This is a genomic window from Serratia sp. NA_112.1, assembly GCF_052691715.1.
Genome location: NZ_JBQZFO010000003.1, coordinates 263,250 through 280,479 on the forward strand (window position 1 = coordinate 263,250; position 17,230 = coordinate 280,479).

Genomic DNA, 17,230 nt, shown 5'->3' on the forward strand with positions numbered 1-17,230 from the left:
ACACCAGGATTAATCGCTACCAGCACCGCTACGCTGAAAAGTCAGCACCCGGCTGCGATTGGCGATCAAGTCCACGCTGTAACCGCGAAAATACAGGCAAAAGCGTTTCGGCCACGGGCCGTCGCTGCTTTCGACCAGCATGCGGCCCTGACCCAGTGAGCTGATAGTGCCGTACTGCGCTGCGGGGCCAACGCCGATGTGTACCTGGTCCCCGCAAATTTCAAAGACAGTGCGGTATTGCGGGTGATACCACAAGCCCTGCACGTGTTTTAGACACTCGCGGTTGGCCGTCACCGGCAGGAAACGGCGTTCCACGTGGCAGACTTCCCCCTCAACCGCTTCACCGGTCCATTTCAGCCGCATCGGCATATGGGCGGAAAGCGAGACCGCATAGCCGTCATCGGCCTGATAGAGCGGTTCATCGCTCCCCATATAAGCGACATTGCCGTCCTTCACTTCCAGCCAGTAGGGATCGGCCACCGTGGTGTAAATGCCATCGGGAATGGCGCTGCTGCGTTGCGGCAGTGTTGCGCCCAGTAGGGCAGCCATCACTTGTAATGCCATGCCGAAACTATCGCAGTCCTCGCGGTTAGCCACCAGAGCGACACCGGCTTGACGACCGGGTGCCAGTAGAAAATAGGTTTTGTAACCGGCGTGGGAACCACCGTGTCCCAGTAGACGATGTTTGCCGAGCGAGGTTTGCGCCAGTCCTAACCCGTAAGCGCTGAGTTGGCCCTGATTGAGATGACGCGGGACGCTCAATTGCGCCAGCACGCCACGCCCCGGCCCCCGATCGGCCAGCAGTGTTTGCAACCAGCGAGTGAGGGCATTGGCGCTGCCGGTCAGACTGCCGGAGGCGGAGAGATGCAGGCCGGCACTGGCCAGTTGCCAACCCTGTTTTGAACGCCAATAACCGGGGGTTAACCCCGGCACTACGTCAAACCAGCTCTCTGGCGCCCGTAATTGCACTTTTAGCGGCTGGGCGATGTGTTGCTGCACCAGTTGGTCAAAGTGATACCCTTTGGCTTGCAGCGCCGCCTCTACCAACCGGTAGCCGGTATTGGTATAGGTTATTTCGCTGCCGGCTGGATAGTTCAGCCCGCCAAGCCCCTGAAGGAAATGCATTACCGGTTGGGCTTCGCTACGGGCATGTACAGAGATGCCCAGCAGCCCGAGGGTTTCACGCACGTCAGGTAGCCCACTGGTCATGTCCAGCGCCTGGCCGACAGTAATGTCCGCAAGCGGGGCCTGTAGCTCAGGCAGTAAGTCGCCAAGCCGGTCGTCCAGGTTCAGGGCGTTGTCGGTGGCGTTCAGCACCAGCGCGGCAAAAATATGTTTGGTTACCGAAGCGTAACGCACCACGCTGTCGGCGGTAAAAGCTGTGTTTTGTGCCAGATCGGCCAGACCGGCGCTAATACACGCCTGTGTCTGCGCTGCGTCGAACAGGGTAATGGTGCCACCGGGCTCGCCGTTGTGCTGCCAGTCAGCCAGCAGCCGTTCGGCGACTACCTGTGCGGTGCGCCAATTTAGTGGGATTTCAGACATACATCGCCTCCAGAGAGAGTTCCTGACTTGTGCCTCAGTGGGCTTTTCGCCAGATTGTCGCGTACCGCGAAATCCCTGTGCCGCTGTTTTGTGCGCTGTTCCGACCAGATAGGCAGATTTTCGGTCAAAACTGCGATGCAGTACGCAAATCGAAATGACAGCAGAAAAGAAGGCAAGATGTACGCCACAAAATTAGCGGACTAATGAGGGGATTTCGGCAGGCGTGGCGATGACGGGGCGGTGGCACTGCCCCGTATCGCGAAAGAACAGGCCTAGCGGGACTGGCCGCCCCAGGCAAGCAGGCTGTCGATCATTTGTTTCAGCAGGCGTTGCAGTGAGGCGGCACGCTGCGGGTCAAAGGCAAAGGGGTACTGCTCGGACATGTAGTTCACCTGCGCCAACTCCAGTTGGATCGCATGCTGCTGCTGGTGCGGTTGGCCATAAGCGCGGGTGATATACCCCCCCTTGAAGCGGCCGTTAAGCACGTGGGTGAATTGCTGTTGTTGTTCACAACAGGCAACCAGACGATCGCTCAGCGCCGGGGCACAGCTTTCACCGCCGTTGGTGCCCAGATTGAGATCCGGCAGTTTGCCGTCGAATAAACGTGGGATCACCGAGGCGATAGAGTGCGCATCAAACAGCAACGCGTAGCCGTGTTTAGCCTTTAACCGCGCCAGTTCGTCTTGCAGCTGCTGGTGGTACGGCTGCCAGATCTGCTGCAGATAGCCGGCCCGTTCCTGGTCAGAAGGCGCCTTACCCGGTAGAAAGCTTGGGCGGCCGTCAAACAGCACGTCCGGGTACAGGCCGGTGGTGGCGGTAGTATACAGCGGTTTATCGTCCGCCGGCCGGTTCAGGTCAATGACAAAGCGCGAGTAATTGCCGACCAACACGCTGGCACCCATCGTACGGGCAAAGTCATATAACTGTGGGATATGCCAGTCGGTGTCGGGCAGCGGCCGTGCATCCTCGGTTAAACCGGCCTCAACCGCTGGAGTGAGCCGGGTCCCTGCGTGGGGAATGCTGATCAGCAGCGGCAGGCTGCCAGCGTGGAAATCAAAAGGATCGCGAATGGTCATTGACGTACTTCTCCTCGGAAAATCACCGTGCAGGGCAGTTGTCCACCCAACCAATAAGCCAGTTCAGCCGGTCGCGACAGCGGCCAGTGTATAAAGTCGGCCACCTTGCCGGTTTCCAGCGTACCGTGGCTCGCCTGCAGGCCGAGCGCTTTCGCCGCGTGGGTCGTTACGCCCGCCAGAGCTTCTTCCGGCGTCAGGCGGAACAACGTGCAGGCCATGTTGATCATCAGGCGCAGCGACAAGGCCGGAGAGGTGCCAGGGTTGGCGTCGCTGGCAATCGCCATCGGCACGTTGTGTTTACGGAATAAATCAACCGGTGGGCATTGGGTTTCGCGCAGCAGGTAGTAAGCGCCCGGTAGCAGCACCGCAACGGTACCGGCGTCGCCCATCGCCCGGGCATCCTGCTCGGTGGCATATTCAAGATGATCGGCGGAAAGCGCATGGTGTTGCGCCGCCAATTCGCTGCCTCCCAGAGCGGAAAGCTGTTCGGCGTGCAGTTTCACCGGCAGTCCGGCGGCCTCTGCGGCGGCAAATACTCGCGCCACCTGTGCCGGTGAGAACGCCAGATGTTCACAAAAGGCGTCAACCGCGTCAGCCAGCCCGGCAGCGGCAGCCTGAGGAATAATGGTGTTGCACACCAAATCGATATAGTCGTCGGCCCGGCTGGCATATTCCGGCGGCAGTGCGTGCGCCGCCAGGCAGGTGGTTTTCACCTCAACCGGCAGCAGTTCGCCTAGTCGACGCGCCACGCGCAGCATTTTCAGTTCGCTTTCCGGCGTCAGTCCATAACCGGATTTGATCTCCACACAGGTCACGCCTTCTGCCAGCAGAGGGCGTAGCCGGAACAGAGCCTGTTCCAGCAGCCGTTCTTCATCGGCATCGCGGGTGGCCTTGACCGTGGAAATGATGCCGCCGCCTTGAGCTGCGATCTCGGCATAGCTCACGCCGTTCAGGCGCTGTTCGAACTCTGCGCTGCGGTTGCCGCCGAACACCAGGTGGGTGTGGCAGTCGATAAAGCCCGGCGTGATGATGCCGCCGTCGAATTTTACTCTTTCATCTGCGGTCAGTGTCGCCGGCAGCGCGTCATATTCGCCCAGCCAGACAATTTTGCCGTCACGCGTGGCGATCGCGCCGTTGCTGAGGGTGTGATACTTGCCGTCGCGCATGGTGACGATGTCTGCCCCGTACCACAGGCTGTCGCAGTGAGTCTCAGAAGTCATGGCTTTTCTCCGCCGGAGCCTTGGCTCCCACATGGTTGTATATACAATTAAAAACAACCTAGCGCATTCATTGAGTTGTCACAAGAGGCGGGATAAAAATTTGTTATCGGGATGTGATCGTTGTGGAAGAACGGGTGCCAAAGCAGCACCCGCAGGACTCAGACTTCGCTGGTGAAACGGCCAAACAGTTGATAGCGGCTGCCGGGGTACAGCAGGCGAGCCGAGGTCACGACGGTTTTGCCGGACCAGGTACGGCGATGGATCAGCAGGCCGGGTTCGTGGTCTTCCAGTTGCAGCAGTTGACGCTCATGGTGGGTTGGCACCACGGCTTCCACGATGTGCTCGCCTGCGGTCAGCGGAGCGGCCTGCGTCAGGTAGATATAAGGCGTGACGCGATCGAAATCCTGCAGCATGTAGTCGGGGGCTATCAGGGGATTGACGCAGCGGTCTTCCACCTGCACCGGCAGGTCGTTTTCATAATGCACGATCTGCGAATAAAACAGCTGTTGGCCGGGTTGAATGCCAAGCGCCAGCGCTTCTTCTTCACTGGCCGGACGGGCCTTTAACTGCAGGATCTTGCTACTGTGGCGGTGCCCTCGGGCGACGATTTCGTCGGCGATGTTATGCACTTCCAGCAGGGCAGTGTGCGCTTTGGCTTCGGCGACAAAGGTCCCCACGCCCTGCATGCGGATCAGGAAACCTTCGGTGGTCAGTTCGCGCAGCGCACGGTTGATGGTCATGCGACTGACGCCAAGTTCGGCCACCAGTTCACTTTCCGAGGGCACGCGTTGGTGCGGTAACCAGTGGCCGGCACGGATTTGGTTTACGATCGCCTGCTTGACCCGTTGATAGATCGGGGCGGGGGTATCGCTCATGGCAGCAGCCAGTTGCAGCACGGTCTGTTGATCAACCAAGACGTTAACCTCGTCAAATAAAAAAATAATAACACCAGTTTACTGTTGGTGTCGGCGTATGTATATGTATATACAACTAAGGGCTGGTTCGCCACAGCAATGCGATGGGCCAGTGCATTTTTCGGATGCGTGATTATCGCGCGTTATTAGTCTTTACACTAACAGTGGAATTCTGCCATGCCTGCTTATTTTGCCTCACGCGCTCTGCTTCCTGAAGGCTGGGCGCATAACGTTCGGTTGGACGTTAATGCGCAAGGTCACCTCACCCAGGTGACTGCCGATGCCGATCCTGAAGGCTGCACCCGACTGCACGGCGACATAGTGCCGGGTATGCCAAACCTTCACTCTCACGCCTTTCAGCGTGCGATGGCCGGGCTGGCGGAGGTGGCGGGTAATCCGCAGGACAGTTTCTGGACCTGGCGCGATCTGATGTATCGCCTGGTACAGCGGCTGACGCCGGAGCAAGTCGAGGTTATTGCCCGTCAACTGTATATCGAAATGCTCAAGGGCGGATACACCCAGGTGGCCGAATTCCACTACCTGCATCACGACGCCGACGGTAAGCCTTACGCCGATCGCGGTGAAATGACCGGCCGCCTCAGCGATGCCGCGCATCAAGCTGGCATCGGCATGACGATGCTGCCGGTGCTGTACAGCTACGCCGGGTTCGGCGGTCAGCCCGCCCAGCCGGGGCAGAAACGTTTTATCCAGGATACCGAAAGCTATTTGCACCAGCAGCAGGTGATTGCCCGCCAGCTGGCGGATCGTCCGTTGCAGAATCAGGGGCTGTGCTTCCATTCGCTGCGTGCGGTGGAGCTGGGCCAGATGCAGCAGATTTTGGCTGCGTCGGATCGCACTTTGCCGGTGCATATTCATATCGCCGAGCAGCAAAAAGAGGTGAACGACTGCCTGGCGTGGAGCGGTCGCCGTCCGGTAGCCTGGTTGTATGAGCACCTGCCGGTGGATAGCCGCTGGTGTCTGGTGCACGCGACTCATCTTGATCGCGACGAGCTCGAGCAGTTGGCGCGCAGCAAGGCGGTGGCGGGCCTGTGCCTGACCACCGAGGCCAATTTGGGCGACGGTATTTTCCCCGGTGACGCCTATCTGCAGCATCAGGGCCGTTGGGGCATTGGTTCCGACAGCCATGTGTCGCTCAACGTGGTAGAGGAGCTGCGCTGGTTCGAATACGGTCAGCGTCTGCGTGACCAGCGTCGTAACCGCCTGACCACGCCGGAGCAGCCTGCGGTGGCTGACGTGCTTTACCAGCAAGCTTTGCAGGGTGGGGCGCAGGCCTGTGGCGCCCCGATCGGTCGTTTGCAAAGCGGCTACCGAGCCGACTGGCTGGTGCTGGACGGTGACGATCCTTACCTGGCCGCCGCGCCGGATGCCTCCATTCTCAATCGCTGGTTGTTTGCAGGAGGTAAAGAACAAATTCGCGATGTGTTTGTTGGCGGTCGTCAGGTGATCGACCAAGGGCGTCACGCGTTACAACAACAGAGCAGCACCGAGTTCTTGCAGGTGCTGAAAACCTTCCAGCAGGAGGCATGATGAGCCTGACGCGTTTTGATTTTGCTGCGCTGCCGGTCACGCCGTGGCGCAATGGCGGCGGGGAAACCCGCGAGATTGCCTGCTGGCCGCCGGGGGCTCAGGATTTTGACTGGCGCGCCAGCATTGCCACCATTGCGCAGGACGGTCCGTTTTCGGCGTTCAGCGGTATAGATCGCTCTATCACGCTGTTGGAAGGTGACGGTGTCCTCCTGTTCAGCGAAGGGCAGATTGAACATCACCTGTCACAGATCGGTGAGCCGTTCGCTTTCTCCGGCGATGTGGCACTGCAGGCGACCTTACTGGGGGGCTGCAGCCAGGATTTCAATATTATGACCCGGCGCGGACGTTGGGCGGCCAGAGTGCAGCGGGTGACGGCGGCGACCACGCTGCCGGAACAACATGCGGGCGTGTTGTACGTGTTGCAGGGCAGTTGGGTACTTAGTGACGGTGTCACTTTGGTGGTGCGCGAAGGCGGTTGGTGGGCGGCGGATGAGCACTGCGGCTCGCTGACGCCGCTGACGGAGGATAGCGTTATTCTGTGGGCCGACATCACACCTGTCTAAAGCGGGCTAGAGTCCGGCCTAAGTTGTGGGATTATCTGGTTTTCTATCCGACACAGAGAAGGGCGCATGGCCTCGCTGAAAGACGTTGCCAAACTTGCCGGGGTATCGTTAATGACGCTATCCCGCGCTATCCCGCGCTATCCCGCGCTATCCCGCGCTATCCCGCGCTATCAACGAGCCCAACAAGCTGCGGCCGGACACCTATCAACGCGTTAAGCTGGCAATTGACCAACTCGATTACGTGCCCGATCTCGCGGCGCGACGTATTCGCGGCGACAGCAGCCGGGTGCAAACCCTCGGTGTGCTGGTGCTGGATACCGCTCCCCCCCTTTCTCGGTGGACATGATCCTGTCGATTGAGAAAACCGCACGTGAACACAGCTGGAACAGCTTTGTAGTCAACTTGTTTGCCGATGAGAGTGCGGTGTAGGGAAAACAGGGCGCTCAGGGCGCCCGACAGGGTTTAACGTTCGTTAAGCGAACGCAGATGATCGTCGCGTCGCAGGGTCATCAGCGCGAACAGGCTAACTACTGAGGTGGCCACCACGTAGTAGGCCGGGATATCGAGGTTGCCGGTCTGCTTGATAAGCCCGGTGATGATTAACCCGGCGGAACCTGAGAACACCGCATTGGACAGTGAGTAGGCCAGCCCCAGACCGGTATAACGCACCTGGGTGGGGAACATTTCTGCCAACATGGCCGGGCCGGGACCGGCCAGCAAGCCGACCACTGCACCGGCAATCATCACCGCGATACCTTTGGTCAGCAATGAACTTTGCGGGTCCTGCAACAGGTGCAGCAGTGGGAAGGTAAACAGAATAACCGCCACCACTGCCGTCAGCATTACCGTTTTGCGCCCCAATTTATCGCTGAGGATACCGGCGGGCAAAATGGTCAGAGCGAAACCGACATTGGCCAGAACAGTGGCAACCAGCGCCTGCTGGAAGGTGGCGTGCAGCGAGGTTTGCAGGTAGGAGGGCATGACGACCAAAAAGGTGTAACCGGCGGCGGACCAGCCCATCATGCGGCCAATGCCCAGAGCAATGGTTTTTGCTACGCCGCTCAGTTTTACCGCCGGTGGCTGCGACGTCGAGTTACGGGTTTGCTGTGCCTGGGTAAAGGTCGGCGTTTCCTGCAGTTTCAACCGCAGCCACAATGCCACCGCACCCATCGGCAGTGCCAGCAGGAAGGGAATGCGCCAGCCCCAATCGTGCAGCTGTTCCGGCGTCAATAACGCGGCCAATAACGCCACCAACCCGGCACCGGCCAGCAGCCCGAACGCGACGGTCAGTGATTGCCAGGCGCCGAACAGGCCGCGCTTGCCCTTGGGCGCGAACTCGGTCATCAGCGACACCGCGCCGCCGAACTCCCCGCCGGCAAACAGCCCCTGGAACATGCGCAACAGGGTCAGCAGCAGCGGGGCGGCAACGCCAATAGAGGCATAGGTGGGCATCACGCCGATCAGCGCCGTGGCAACCGTCATCAGCAGCAATACCGCGATCAGAGTCGGTCGGCGACCAATGCGATCGCCGATGCGACCGAAAATCACCGCGCCGAGCGGCCGACAGAAGAAAGCCAGTGCAAAGGCGGCGTAGGTCAGGATCAGGCTGGTGATTTCGCTTTCGCCCTGCAGGCTGAAAAAGTTGGTGGCGATTACGGTGGCGAGAAAACCGTAAACGCCGAATTCATACCACTCGATAAAGTTACCGACCGATCCGGCCAGTAATGCCTGCCGTGACTGACGTGCGTTAATCACCCTCTCTTGTGTGTCCATCCCCATTCCCCTGTGTTTGAATTATTGTCAGTCAGTTCTAAATTCTTATGACAAAACAATCAATTATTTTCAGCGGGAACTGTGAAGGGGGATCACCAGGGTAAGGGGGCCGGTTCATGGCCGTTTTCGGCGTATTACAGCGAGGGCAGGAATTGCGACAAATAACTGAATTCGTTGTAGCAGTGGCGCATCAGGTTGAAGTCCACCTTATCGGGCAGTTCTTCATGAGCATTGACACAGGATTTCCCCAACAGGAAGCGGCTGCGCAGTACGCAACCGTATGGGGTATCGCGTGCCAGGTGCAGCATTTCGCCGTCACGTGGATCGCCATTGTCATCCAGCGCCACCTGCTCGCCAAAGCCGATGCGGACACATATCGCGGCAGACAATGCCTGATCTTCGCGGGCCCTGTTGCAACGGTTGTGCGGCGAAGAAGTCTTCTGCTGCATGAAACTTGAGTCGAGCAGGCACCGGCGGCAGCTCCGCCAGCCATTCTACCGCGTTGATGCTGGCACCCAGGTAGCACCGTGGATTCGGTGGCGAAGCGAGCCGGAACGGCCAAGAAAACCCTGTATCGATTTGCCGACAACCGCGATGCGCTGGCTGCGCGAGCTCGATTGCGCGCAGACCAGCGATCTGTTGTTGGCGATGGTGATGGCCGAACCTTTACGTCAAATGGCGCTGGGATTGCTGCCGCCGGGCAGCGATATCGATAATCGCATTACGGCGGCATTGGACCTGGTTTTACCGGGGTTGCTCCGGTCTTAACTCCCCCCTTTCAGTCTTAGAGTTTGGGACCGGCGCTGACCAGCTTTTCACCCGCCGGCGTCACGGTGTATTTGGCAAAGTTATCGATAAAGCGCTGCGCCAGATCCTGCGCTTTCTCTTGCCACAGAGATTCGTCGGCATAGGTTTTGCGCGGATCGAGAATCGACGGATCAACCCCCGGCAGCGCGGTCGGGATTTCCAGGCCAAAGATCGGCAGGGTAAAAGTTTCGGCATGTTCAATCTCACCGTTTAAAATGGCGTCGATGATGCCGCGCGTATCTTTGATCGAGATACGTTTGCCGCTGCCGTTCCAACCGGTATTCACCAGATAGGCCTGCGCTCCGGCCGCTTTCATGCGTTTCACCAGCACTTCGGCGTACTGCGTCGGGTGAAGCGTCAGGAACGCGGCGCCGAAGCAGGCGGAGAAGGTCGGCGTCGGGGCGGTGATGCCGCGCTCGGTGCCGGCCAGCTTGGCGGTGAAGCCGGACAGAAAGTGGTACTGGGTCTGCTCAGGCGTTAGGCGTGAGACCGGCGGCAGTACGCCGAAGGCGTCGGCGGTCAGGAAGATGATCTTGCGCGCATGGCCGGCTTTGGACACCGGTTTGACGATGTTCTCAATGTGATAAATCGGATAGGAGACGCGGGTGTTCTCGGTTTTGCTGGCGTCGTCGAAGTCGATGCAGCCGTCGGCCAGCACGGTAACGTTTTCCAGCAGCGCATCGCGGCGGATCGCCTGATAGATTTCCGGCTCCGCCTGCGGCGACAGCTTGATGGTCTTGGCGTAGCAGCCACCTTCAAAATTGAACACGCCGTCGTCGTCCCAGCCGTGCTCGTCATCGCCGATCAGCTGGCGCTTCGGATCGGTGGAGAGGGTGGTTTTGCCGGTGCCGGACAGGCCGAAGAACACCGCCACGTCGCCTTGCTCGCCGACGTTAGCCGAGCAGTGCATCGAGGCAATACCCTGCAACGGCAGCAGGTAGTTCATGATCGAGAACAGGCCTTTCTTCATCTCGCCGCCGTACCAGGTGCCGCCGATCAGTTGGATACGCTCGGTCAGGTTAAAGGCAACGAAGTTTTCTGAATGCAGCCCCTGTTGTTGCCAGTCCGGGTTGGTGCATTTGGCCCCGTTCATCACCACGAAGTCCGGTTCGAAATTCTGCAGTTCTTCATCTGTTGGGCGGATAAACATGTTTTTGACAAAGTGCGCCTGCCAGGCCACTTCGGTAATGAAGCGAACCTTCAGGCGAGTGTCGGCATTGGCGCCGCAGAAGGCGTCCACCACAAACAGACGCTTGCCGGAAAGCTGGTTACCCACCAGCTTTTTCAGATGCTGCCAGACTTCTGGCGACAGCGGTTGGTTATCGTTTTTGCCGGTGCCGCTATCGGACCACCAGACGGTATCGCGCGTGGTGTCGTCACGTACGATGTATTTATCTTTCGGTGAACGGCCGGTGAATTCACCGGTATCGACGTTGACCGCACCCAGCTGGGTCAGCGTACCGCGTTCCAGTACCGGCAGGTCGGCACAGGTTTCTTCGGTAAACAGTTGCTCGTAGCTTGGATTATGGACGATTTCGGTAGCCTGATGGATGCCGTAACGGGCCAGTGTTTGTGGGGTAATCGCGATTGAAGACATATCCTACTTCCTTATTAGTTCTATGCCTGCAGGCTTTCGGCCTGTCGCCCTGGTGGCGACAATGAAAGCCATGGGGCATATATTATTGCCTGTTTTCTGCACGGTGCCGCGTGTAGAAGCAGGTTCGGGTACAGCTGACCGGATTCAGCTAATTACCGCTCCGGTTCTCATTAATAAACGCACGGATTTTTACTTCCACCTATAGCATAGCAGCGAATTCAAACCTGATTATTTTAATTACAAAACGCTGACGATAATTAATTAAAACCAACATTTGTGTAAGCTCACAATATTGGATTAATCAGGCGGAATTTAGTTTTTTGTTTTTATTTTTTATCATATCGTCATGGCTGTCTACTATTTTCATTCATTATAAATAATAAAATATCTCAGCGTGTTTATGATGGAAACGCTTTTTAACCGTTTAAATTTTTTCATAAAACGTTGGGCGATCCGCTCCGTACTGAACACTTGTCAGCAGGGTGAACAATGAAACAGATAAATGCAGAAATGGCCTGTGAGAAAGAGGCGTTGCCGCCTGATTCATCAGGGTTGATTAACCAAATCCGACAAATGAATATTGGCGCCGTGCCGGTGGCGTTGTTTATCACCATTTGTGCCATTGTCACTATGTCGGCCTATGCCAATTTTTTACCCAAGAATATGATCGGTGGCCTGGCGGTAATTATGACGCTGGGTTTCGCATTGGCGCATTTAGGCAAAAGCATTCCGGTGCTGCGTGATATCGGTGGCCCGGCCATCCTGTGTCTGATGGTGCCTTCGGTACTGGTCTATTTTAATTTCTTCCAGCCGAACGTGATGGGTACTGTCCATCTGCTGATGAAAGACGCCAACCTACTGTATTTTGTTATCGCCAGCCTGGTGGTTGGCAGCATTCTCGGCATGAATCGGGTGATCCTGATCCAGGGCATGATCCGTATGTTCGTGCCTTTGGTGGTCGGCACGGTGACGGCGGTGGTGACCGGGTTGCTGGTGGGCAAGCTGTTTGGTTTTACCTTCTATCACACCTTCTTCTTTATCATTGTGCCAATTATCGGTGGCGGTATCGGCGAGGGCATATTGCCGTTGTCGCTGGCATACTCAGCGATTCTTGGATCGACGCCGGATGTGTACGTGGCCCAACTGGCACCGGCGGCGGTATTGGGCAATATCTTCGCCATTGTGGCAGCTGGCGTATTGGCCCGCCTGGGGATGAAGCGCAAGGCGCTGAGCGGTGACGGCATGCTGATCCGTTCGGCGCAGGATAACGCGGTGTTTGCTATCAAGGAAAGCAGTGGCAACGTTGATTTTCAGCTGATGGGCGGCGGGCTGCTGGTGATTTGCGCGTTCTTTATCGTTGGTGGGTTGTTCGAACACATCGTCCATATTCCCGGCCCGGTGCTGATGATTCTGTTTGCGGTACTGTGCAAATATTGCCGGGTGATCCCAACTTCAATGGAAACCGGTGCGCACAGTTTTTATAAGTTTGTTTCAACCGCGCTGGTGTGGCCGCTGATGATTGGCCTGGGCATGCTGTACGTACCGTTGGAAAGCGTGGTGGCGGTGTTCTCGGTAGGCTATGTGGTGGTCTGCGGTTCGGTGGTGCTGTCGATGGGGCTGGTGAGCTTCCTGATTGCGCCTTACCTGAAAATGTACCCGGTTGAAGCGGCCATCGTTACCTGCTGCCACAGTGGGTTAGGTGGGACCGGTGACGTGGCGATCCTTTCCGCGTCCAACCGTATGGGGTTAATGCCGTTCGCGCAAATCGCCACGCGCATCGGCGGCGCGTCGACCGTGATTGGCGCCACGCTATTGTTGGGTTGGTTAATCTGAGGCCGGATTAAATTATGAATGCCGGGGTGAAGTACCCCGGTTTTTTATTTTGCTACTGACTAATAATAAGCACTCAAAAAGGTTTGAAATCGACGAGATTATTTTTGTCAGATAATTCTGTATTTTAATAAAAAGTGGCTATTCTTTTATTTAAGGGATTATCGTGCTCATTAAGAGTGCTCATGGAGAGCACCAGCCGCATTACCGAAATCCCCGTATTTATCCAGCACCGGACCACGGCCATTAAGGCCATCCGTCAGTGACGCCTTCGGCACACTGAAATGACAAATATGGAGATACAGGTATGTCATCAAATAATCAATCGGCTAACGCCTCCGCTGAAGCTATCAGCGTCTTGGTCCTGCAGGGCGCTTATAAACCCGATAGCGATCCGTTGCTGAAGGTGATTCATCCCTCAAAAAGTTTTGAGAATGCCGGGCTGGAACTGATCCGCGGTGACCGGAGCTGGCACGACAAAGGCGTGACCGACACCGCGGTTAACCTGAGTTACAGCTTTTGGGAACAGGCACCGGGCAATATGTCGAGCATGGCGATTAGTGGGTTCAGAAGCTTTAATCAGCAGCAGCGCGAGCAGGCGAAACTCTCACTGCAATCCTGGTCAGATGTTGCCAATATCACCTTTACCGAAACCAGCGATACCCAAAGCGCCAATATTAAATTTGGCCTGTTCGATGTTAGCTCGCGCGATTCTTATGCTTTCGCTTATAATCCGGATACTTCTGCCTCGGTGGCGGGGCAGACTTGGTATAACGCCAAAAATAATGTATTCGCCAATAACCTGATTAACGAAAATGAATATGGCCGTCAGACGTTAACCCATGAAATTGGCCACGCGCTGGGGGTGCAGCACCCTGGGGATTACAATGCCGCTCCAGGGGTGAGTATCACTTACAACAAGGACGCGACCTACTTTGAAGACAGTCGCGCCCACAGCGTGATGAGCTATTTCAGCGAAAGCAGCACGGGCCAGGATTTCCAGGGCGCATACTCTTCCGCACCCTTGTTAAATGACATTACCGCCATCCAGCATTTCTATGGTGCCAACATGACCACCCGCAGCGGGGATACGACCTACGGTTTTAACTCCAACACCGATCGCGATTTCCTCACTGCCACAGGCGCTAAGGATAAAATCGTGTTTAGCGCCTGGGATGCCGGTGGCACCGATACCTTCGATTTCTCCGGCTTTAGCCAAAATCAGCGTATTAACCTTAACGAGCAATCTTTCTCCGACGTGGGGGGGCTGAAGGGGAACGTTTCTATTGCTGCCGGCGTGACTATCGAAAACGCTTTTGGCGGTGCCGGAAACGATGTGCTGATCGGTAATCACACCAATAACATTTTGCTGGGCGGTGCCGGGGACGACATTCTGTACGGTGGTGGCGAGTCGGATCATCTGTTTGGTAATGGGGGCAAAGATACTTTCGTTTATTTCGCTGCCAACGAGTCACGCGTTGATGCGCCGGACTGGATCGTCGATTTTGTCAGTGGTGAGGATAAAATTGATCTGTCGCTGTTTAACACCGGCAGCAATAATGGTATCGAATTTGTCAGTCAGTTCAGCGGCAAGGCTGGTGAGGCAATGCTGAGCTACGACGCGCAGGCGCACGTCAGCGATTTAGCCATCAATATGGGCGGCGGGTTTGACGCTAGCGATTTTCTGGTAAAAGTGGTGGGGCAGCCGCTGGGAACCAGTGATTTCGTGCTGGCCTGAGGTCAGATGGCAATAAAAAATCGGTATTATGAGGAAAAACCCGACAATTCCTATTAATTCCGTCATGTTAGCCTGACATAATTGCGCACAGAAGGCCGGGCTTGCATACCTCGGGCTTCTGCAGAATCGCCAACCTTTTCGGTTGGCGATTCATTTTCCATCTTTCAGCATGTTGATCGCGGCACCAATCAGGATCCGGCGTTCAATATCGTGACAGTCGGCCAGTTGCTGGGCCAGGTGTTTTGCTAACGTTTCTACCGATAAAACCTCGCCACGATGGCGTAACTGCATCACGCTGTCGCCAATCAAGCGTGCCACTTCATCCCACACCGGTTTTATCTCCTGCTCCGAGAACATCATCGCTTACCTCGGCTGGCTGATTTTTGGTCAATGTAGCAGTTGAGCCAGGTGTTCGCCACCGCACCGATCGCACAATATTAAAACAGGAAGCATAAAAAACAACCCATCAGTATTTCTTCTGGTTTTTTCACACAATACTGACAGTGTCGAAACTGTGGAGGGTGAATGATGAAACTGATTGAACAACTGGCTAAGTACCATCGCCGTAGCCAGCCGGCAGAAGTGCCACATTGGCTGTGTCGTCTGTGGTTGCCGCAAGGGGAGGCGCGGATTGCCTATTTGCGTGAGCTGCTGGAGCCGGAAACCAAACAACCCGCAGAGCGGGAACGGGGATAAGGGGGGAGTCAGTGTCCGGCCGGACTGACATTACTCGAGAATATCTTCGATCTCTTCGAGTACCTGATGACCCAACTCAGTGGTGAGCATCAATATACCGCAGACCAAAAAAACCAGCGCCAGTAGCAGTAAGGCGATCTGTACCCCGTTGCCGTTTCGTTTTGCCATCTGTTTTGCTGCCTGCCATTAGCCAAAGACTATCGCCGCCCAGCGCAATAACAGCAGGGCGAGACAGATCAGCAACAGTATCAAAAACATTTTCCAGTGCTTGGTACGCATGCGTTTGATTGCCAATGTGACCTCCTGTTTTGCCGATCAGCTGAAATACCAGACGGCAATAATAAAGATAGCAATCACCACCACTGCCAGCACCTTTAACAAGGCGCTGAAAGTGTCATCGGAATTTTGGTCGTCATGCTTCATTTTGCCGCCTGGCTGATAGCCATGGAGTGAATTGCGTTCACAGTATGCCTGTTGTCCCGACATAGGCACAGGAATTTACCGTAAATAGCCTGTAAAGCTGTTGGAATAGAAGATTGAGGGTGAATTCGGCAGGTGCAGGCAGCGGGGAATACGTTGTACTATTCTGTCTGCACAATGATTCATTCAATAAGGTATGGCAATGGCGAACGAAATTCCGAAGAAATACGAAAATACCGAACGTTGGGCGTTTGGCAACACCGAGCAACAGGCCGATGAGGTAGTCAAGTTGATCCTCAACGGTACCAAAACGGCCACCTGTGCCAATCTTGACGGTGAAGGCATCCCGCTGGCCGGTGATGTGTTTGTGGTGGTTGATGGTAAAGGCAACCCGGTGTGTGCGGTAGAGCTGACGTCGGTAGAAATGAAAACCTACGATCAGGTCGATGAAGCCCATGCTTTTGCTGAAGGTGAGGGTGATCGTTCCCTGGCCTACTGGCGCAAAGAACTGCAGAGCTTCTTCGAAGAATATGAGCTGTTCTCACCGGATATGACGCTGGTGCTGATGAATTTCAAAGTGGTAGAGACTTTCTGATTTGACCTCCCCTGTCCCTTACGTCTGTCAATGGGCGACGCCCGAACTGGCGACTGCGTTGATTGCTGGTCGAGCGACGTTGGCGGACGATGCCAACTGGGCGCTCAGTGGCGCACGCGATCGGGCGGAATATATCGAGTGGGCCAATCACGTCTGTGGTATGGCCTGCCTGAAAATGGTGCTGACCCATCGAGACGGAGATGCGCCGTCGCTGCTTGAACTGGCACGCCGCAGTCTGCCGTACGGCGCTTACGTGCGTGAAGGTGAGCGTATCAAAGGGCTGATCTACGCCCCATTTGTCGACTATGTGCGTGAGCAGTTTTTGCTGGAGGCCGAGGTACGGGTCGGTATCGAAGTAGCAACGTTGCCGCAGTTACTGGCACAGCGGCGTTATTTTATCGCCTCGGTACATCCCGGCATTCGCCGGCCCGAGCAGACGCCACCGCAACGGGGCGGCCATCTGGTGTTGGTCACCGCGGCTGAGGGGGATGGTGTGACCTTCCACAATCCTTCCGGTGACAGCCCGGGTACACGCCAACAGGTGACTTTGCCGCTGAGCAGCTTTGGTCGTTTCTTCGCCGGCCGTGGTATTGCTATCACATAAAAAAACGCGCCGTGTTCCTGAGGGGGCACAGCGCGTTCTTCAGTTTTTCATCTTTCATTCTAAACGCATCACCCAGGCATCGCTTTGCCGATCGTAATGTTGCTTATACAGCAGCGACTGTTTGCCATCGAGTATGGCCGGGATGCTGGTGTGCTCATCCCAACCGTCCAGCTGCATGCACAGATCGGGATCTGACTTGCAAGGGATCGCTAGCGTGCTGTCCTGCTCGGGCGAGGAGGACAAATGCGCATCATCAACCTCGAAACTGCCTATTTTTACCACGGTTTTGCCCATTGGAACTCCT

The 17,230-nt window shown here is 56.3% G+C and carries 18 protein-coding genes and 2 pseudogenes; 9 read left to right on the top strand and 11 right to left on the bottom strand.

All coding sequences use genetic code 11. The annotated features are described in order from the left end of the window. Positions 1–9: 9 nt before the first annotated feature. The 4 genes from ACUTQ5_RS09035 to hutC all read right to left on the bottom strand — a co-directional run bounded on the left by ACUTQ5_RS09035 (position 10) and on the right by hutC (position 4,755). Complete coding sequence (locus ACUTQ5_RS09035; RefSeq protein ID WP_445650975.1) at positions 10–1,545, bottom strand: serine hydrolase domain-containing protein; 1,536 nt, start codon at positions 1,543–1,545, stop codon at positions 10–12. 272 nt (positions 1,546–1,817) lie between these two features. After that, the gene (gene hutG / locus ACUTQ5_RS09040) at positions 1,818–2,621 is read right to left on the bottom strand and encodes an N-formylglutamate deformylase (RefSeq protein ID WP_445650976.1); all 804 of its coding nucleotides are present in this window, start codon (positions 2,619–2,621) and stop codon (positions 1,818–1,820) included. Continuing rightward, a complete protein-coding gene (hutI, locus tag ACUTQ5_RS09045; protein ID WP_445650977.1) occupies positions 2,618–3,841 on the bottom strand; it encodes an imidazolonepropionase in 1,224 nt (407 codons plus the stop codon). The genes hutG and hutI overlap by 4 nt, the downstream gene beginning before the upstream one ends. A 158-nt stretch (positions 3,842–3,999) precedes the next feature. After that, on the bottom strand, positions 4,000–4,755 hold the full coding sequence (hutC, locus tag ACUTQ5_RS09050) for a histidine utilization repressor (RefSeq protein ID WP_445650978.1): 756 nt from the start codon (positions 4,753–4,755) through the stop codon (positions 4,000–4,002). Positions 4,756–4,932: 177 nt separating this feature from the next. Between hutC and ACUTQ5_RS09055 the strand changes: the two genes are divergently transcribed. The 3 genes and pseudogenes from ACUTQ5_RS09055 to ACUTQ5_RS09065 all read left to right on the top strand — a co-directional run. Next, positions 4,933–6,303, top strand: coding sequence for a formimidoylglutamate deiminase (locus ACUTQ5_RS09055; protein WP_445650979.1), 1,371 nt, complete (start codon positions 4,933–4,935; stop codon positions 6,301–6,303). After that, positions 6,303–6,866 carry a HutD/Ves family protein gene (locus ACUTQ5_RS09060; protein ID WP_445651148.1) on the top strand — a complete coding sequence of 188 codons (564 nt, stop codon included), beginning with the start codon at positions 6,303–6,305 and terminating at the stop codon, positions 6,864–6,866. Before ACUTQ5_RS09055 ends, ACUTQ5_RS09060 begins: the two co-directional genes overlap by 1 nt. 66 nt (positions 6,867–6,932) lie before the next feature. Further along, a pseudogene (locus ACUTQ5_RS09065) lies at positions 6,933–7,286 on the top strand (LacI family DNA-binding transcriptional regulator); the annotation flags it as partial. 42 nt (positions 7,287–7,328) lie between these two features. Here ACUTQ5_RS09065 and ACUTQ5_RS09070 read toward each other — a convergent pair. Together ACUTQ5_RS09070 and ACUTQ5_RS09075 are read right to left on the bottom strand one after the other, a co-directional pair. After that, positions 7,329–8,639, bottom strand: coding sequence for an MFS transporter (locus tag ACUTQ5_RS09070; RefSeq protein ID WP_445650980.1), 1,311 nt, complete (start codon positions 8,637–8,639; stop codon positions 7,329–7,331). A 134-nt stretch (positions 8,640–8,773) separates the two neighbouring features. Continuing rightward, the gene (locus ACUTQ5_RS09075; protein ID WP_445650981.1) at positions 8,774–9,088 is read right to left on the bottom strand and encodes a DAPG hydrolase family protein; all 315 of its coding nucleotides are present in this window, start codon (positions 9,086–9,088) and stop codon (positions 8,774–8,776) included. Between the two features lie 151 nt (positions 9,089–9,239). On the opposite strand from ACUTQ5_RS09075, the pseudogene ACUTQ5_RS09080 reads away from it, so the two are divergent. Continuing rightward, positions 9,240–9,407 (top strand): annotated as a pseudogene (locus ACUTQ5_RS09080) (TetR/AcrR family transcriptional regulator); the annotation flags it as partial. Between the two features lie 16 nt (positions 9,408–9,423). Here the strand turns inward: ACUTQ5_RS09080 and pckA are convergent. Then, the gene (gene pckA / locus ACUTQ5_RS09085; RefSeq protein WP_445650982.1) at positions 9,424–11,043 is read right to left on the bottom strand and encodes a phosphoenolpyruvate carboxykinase (ATP); all 1,620 of its coding nucleotides are present in this window, start codon (positions 11,041–11,043) and stop codon (positions 9,424–9,426) included. Between the two features lie 489 nt (positions 11,044–11,532). On the opposite strand from pckA, the gene ACUTQ5_RS09090 reads away from it, so the two are divergent. Both ACUTQ5_RS09090 and ACUTQ5_RS09095 read left to right on the top strand, forming a co-directional pair. Beyond that, positions 11,533–12,876 (top strand): 2-hydroxycarboxylate transporter family protein, encoded by a 1,344-nt coding sequence (locus ACUTQ5_RS09090; RefSeq protein ID WP_445650983.1) that lies wholly within the window; start codon positions 11,533–11,535, stop codon positions 12,874–12,876. A 304-nt stretch (positions 12,877–13,180) separates the two neighbouring features. Continuing rightward, entirely contained in the window at positions 13,181–14,611 is a 1,431-nt protein-coding gene (locus ACUTQ5_RS09095; RefSeq protein WP_445650984.1) for a serralysin family metalloprotease, read from the top strand. 150 nt (positions 14,612–14,761) lie between these two features. Here ACUTQ5_RS09095 and ACUTQ5_RS09100 read toward each other — a convergent pair whose 3' ends face one another. Next, complete coding sequence (locus ACUTQ5_RS09100) at positions 14,762–14,971, bottom strand: hypothetical protein (protein WP_085116409.1); 210 nt, start codon at positions 14,969–14,971, stop codon at positions 14,762–14,764. A 165-nt stretch (positions 14,972–15,136) separates the two neighbouring features. Between ACUTQ5_RS09100 and ACUTQ5_RS09105 the strand changes: the two genes are divergently transcribed. Then, positions 15,137–15,307, top strand: a complete 171-nt coding sequence (locus tag ACUTQ5_RS09105) for a hypothetical protein (protein ID WP_445651157.1) — start codon at positions 15,137–15,139, stop codon at positions 15,305–15,307. 30 nt (positions 15,308–15,337) lie between these two features. On the opposite strand, the gene ACUTQ5_RS09110 is transcribed toward ACUTQ5_RS09105, so the two are convergent. Beyond that, on the bottom strand, positions 15,338–15,475 hold the full coding sequence (locus ACUTQ5_RS09110) for a hypothetical protein (protein WP_445650985.1): 138 nt from the start codon (positions 15,473–15,475) through the stop codon (positions 15,338–15,340). Between the two features lie 18 nt (positions 15,476–15,493). After that, positions 15,494–15,601: a small membrane protein YniD gene (yniD, locus tag ACUTQ5_RS09115; protein WP_445650986.1), complete on the bottom strand. Its 108-nt coding sequence runs from the start codon at positions 15,599–15,601 to the stop codon at positions 15,494–15,496. 328 nt (positions 15,602–15,929) lie between these two features. Between yniD and ACUTQ5_RS09120 the strand changes: the two genes are divergently transcribed. Next, positions 15,930–16,322 carry an ASCH domain-containing protein gene (locus ACUTQ5_RS09120; protein WP_445650987.1) on the top strand — a complete coding sequence of 131 codons (393 nt, stop codon included), beginning with the start codon at positions 15,930–15,932 and terminating at the stop codon, positions 16,320–16,322. A 1-nt stretch (position 16,323) separates the two neighbouring features. Further along, complete coding sequence (locus ACUTQ5_RS09125) at positions 16,324–16,926, top strand: C39 family peptidase (RefSeq protein ID WP_445650988.1); 603 nt, start codon at positions 16,324–16,326, stop codon at positions 16,924–16,926. A 54-nt stretch (positions 16,927–16,980) separates the two neighbouring features. Here ACUTQ5_RS09125 and ACUTQ5_RS09130 read toward each other — a convergent pair whose 3' ends face one another. Then, the gene (locus ACUTQ5_RS09130; RefSeq protein ID WP_445650989.1) at positions 16,981–17,220 is read right to left on the bottom strand and encodes a YebV family protein; all 240 of its coding nucleotides are present in this window, start codon (positions 17,218–17,220) and stop codon (positions 16,981–16,983) included. Positions 17,221–17,230 lie beyond the last annotated feature (10 nt).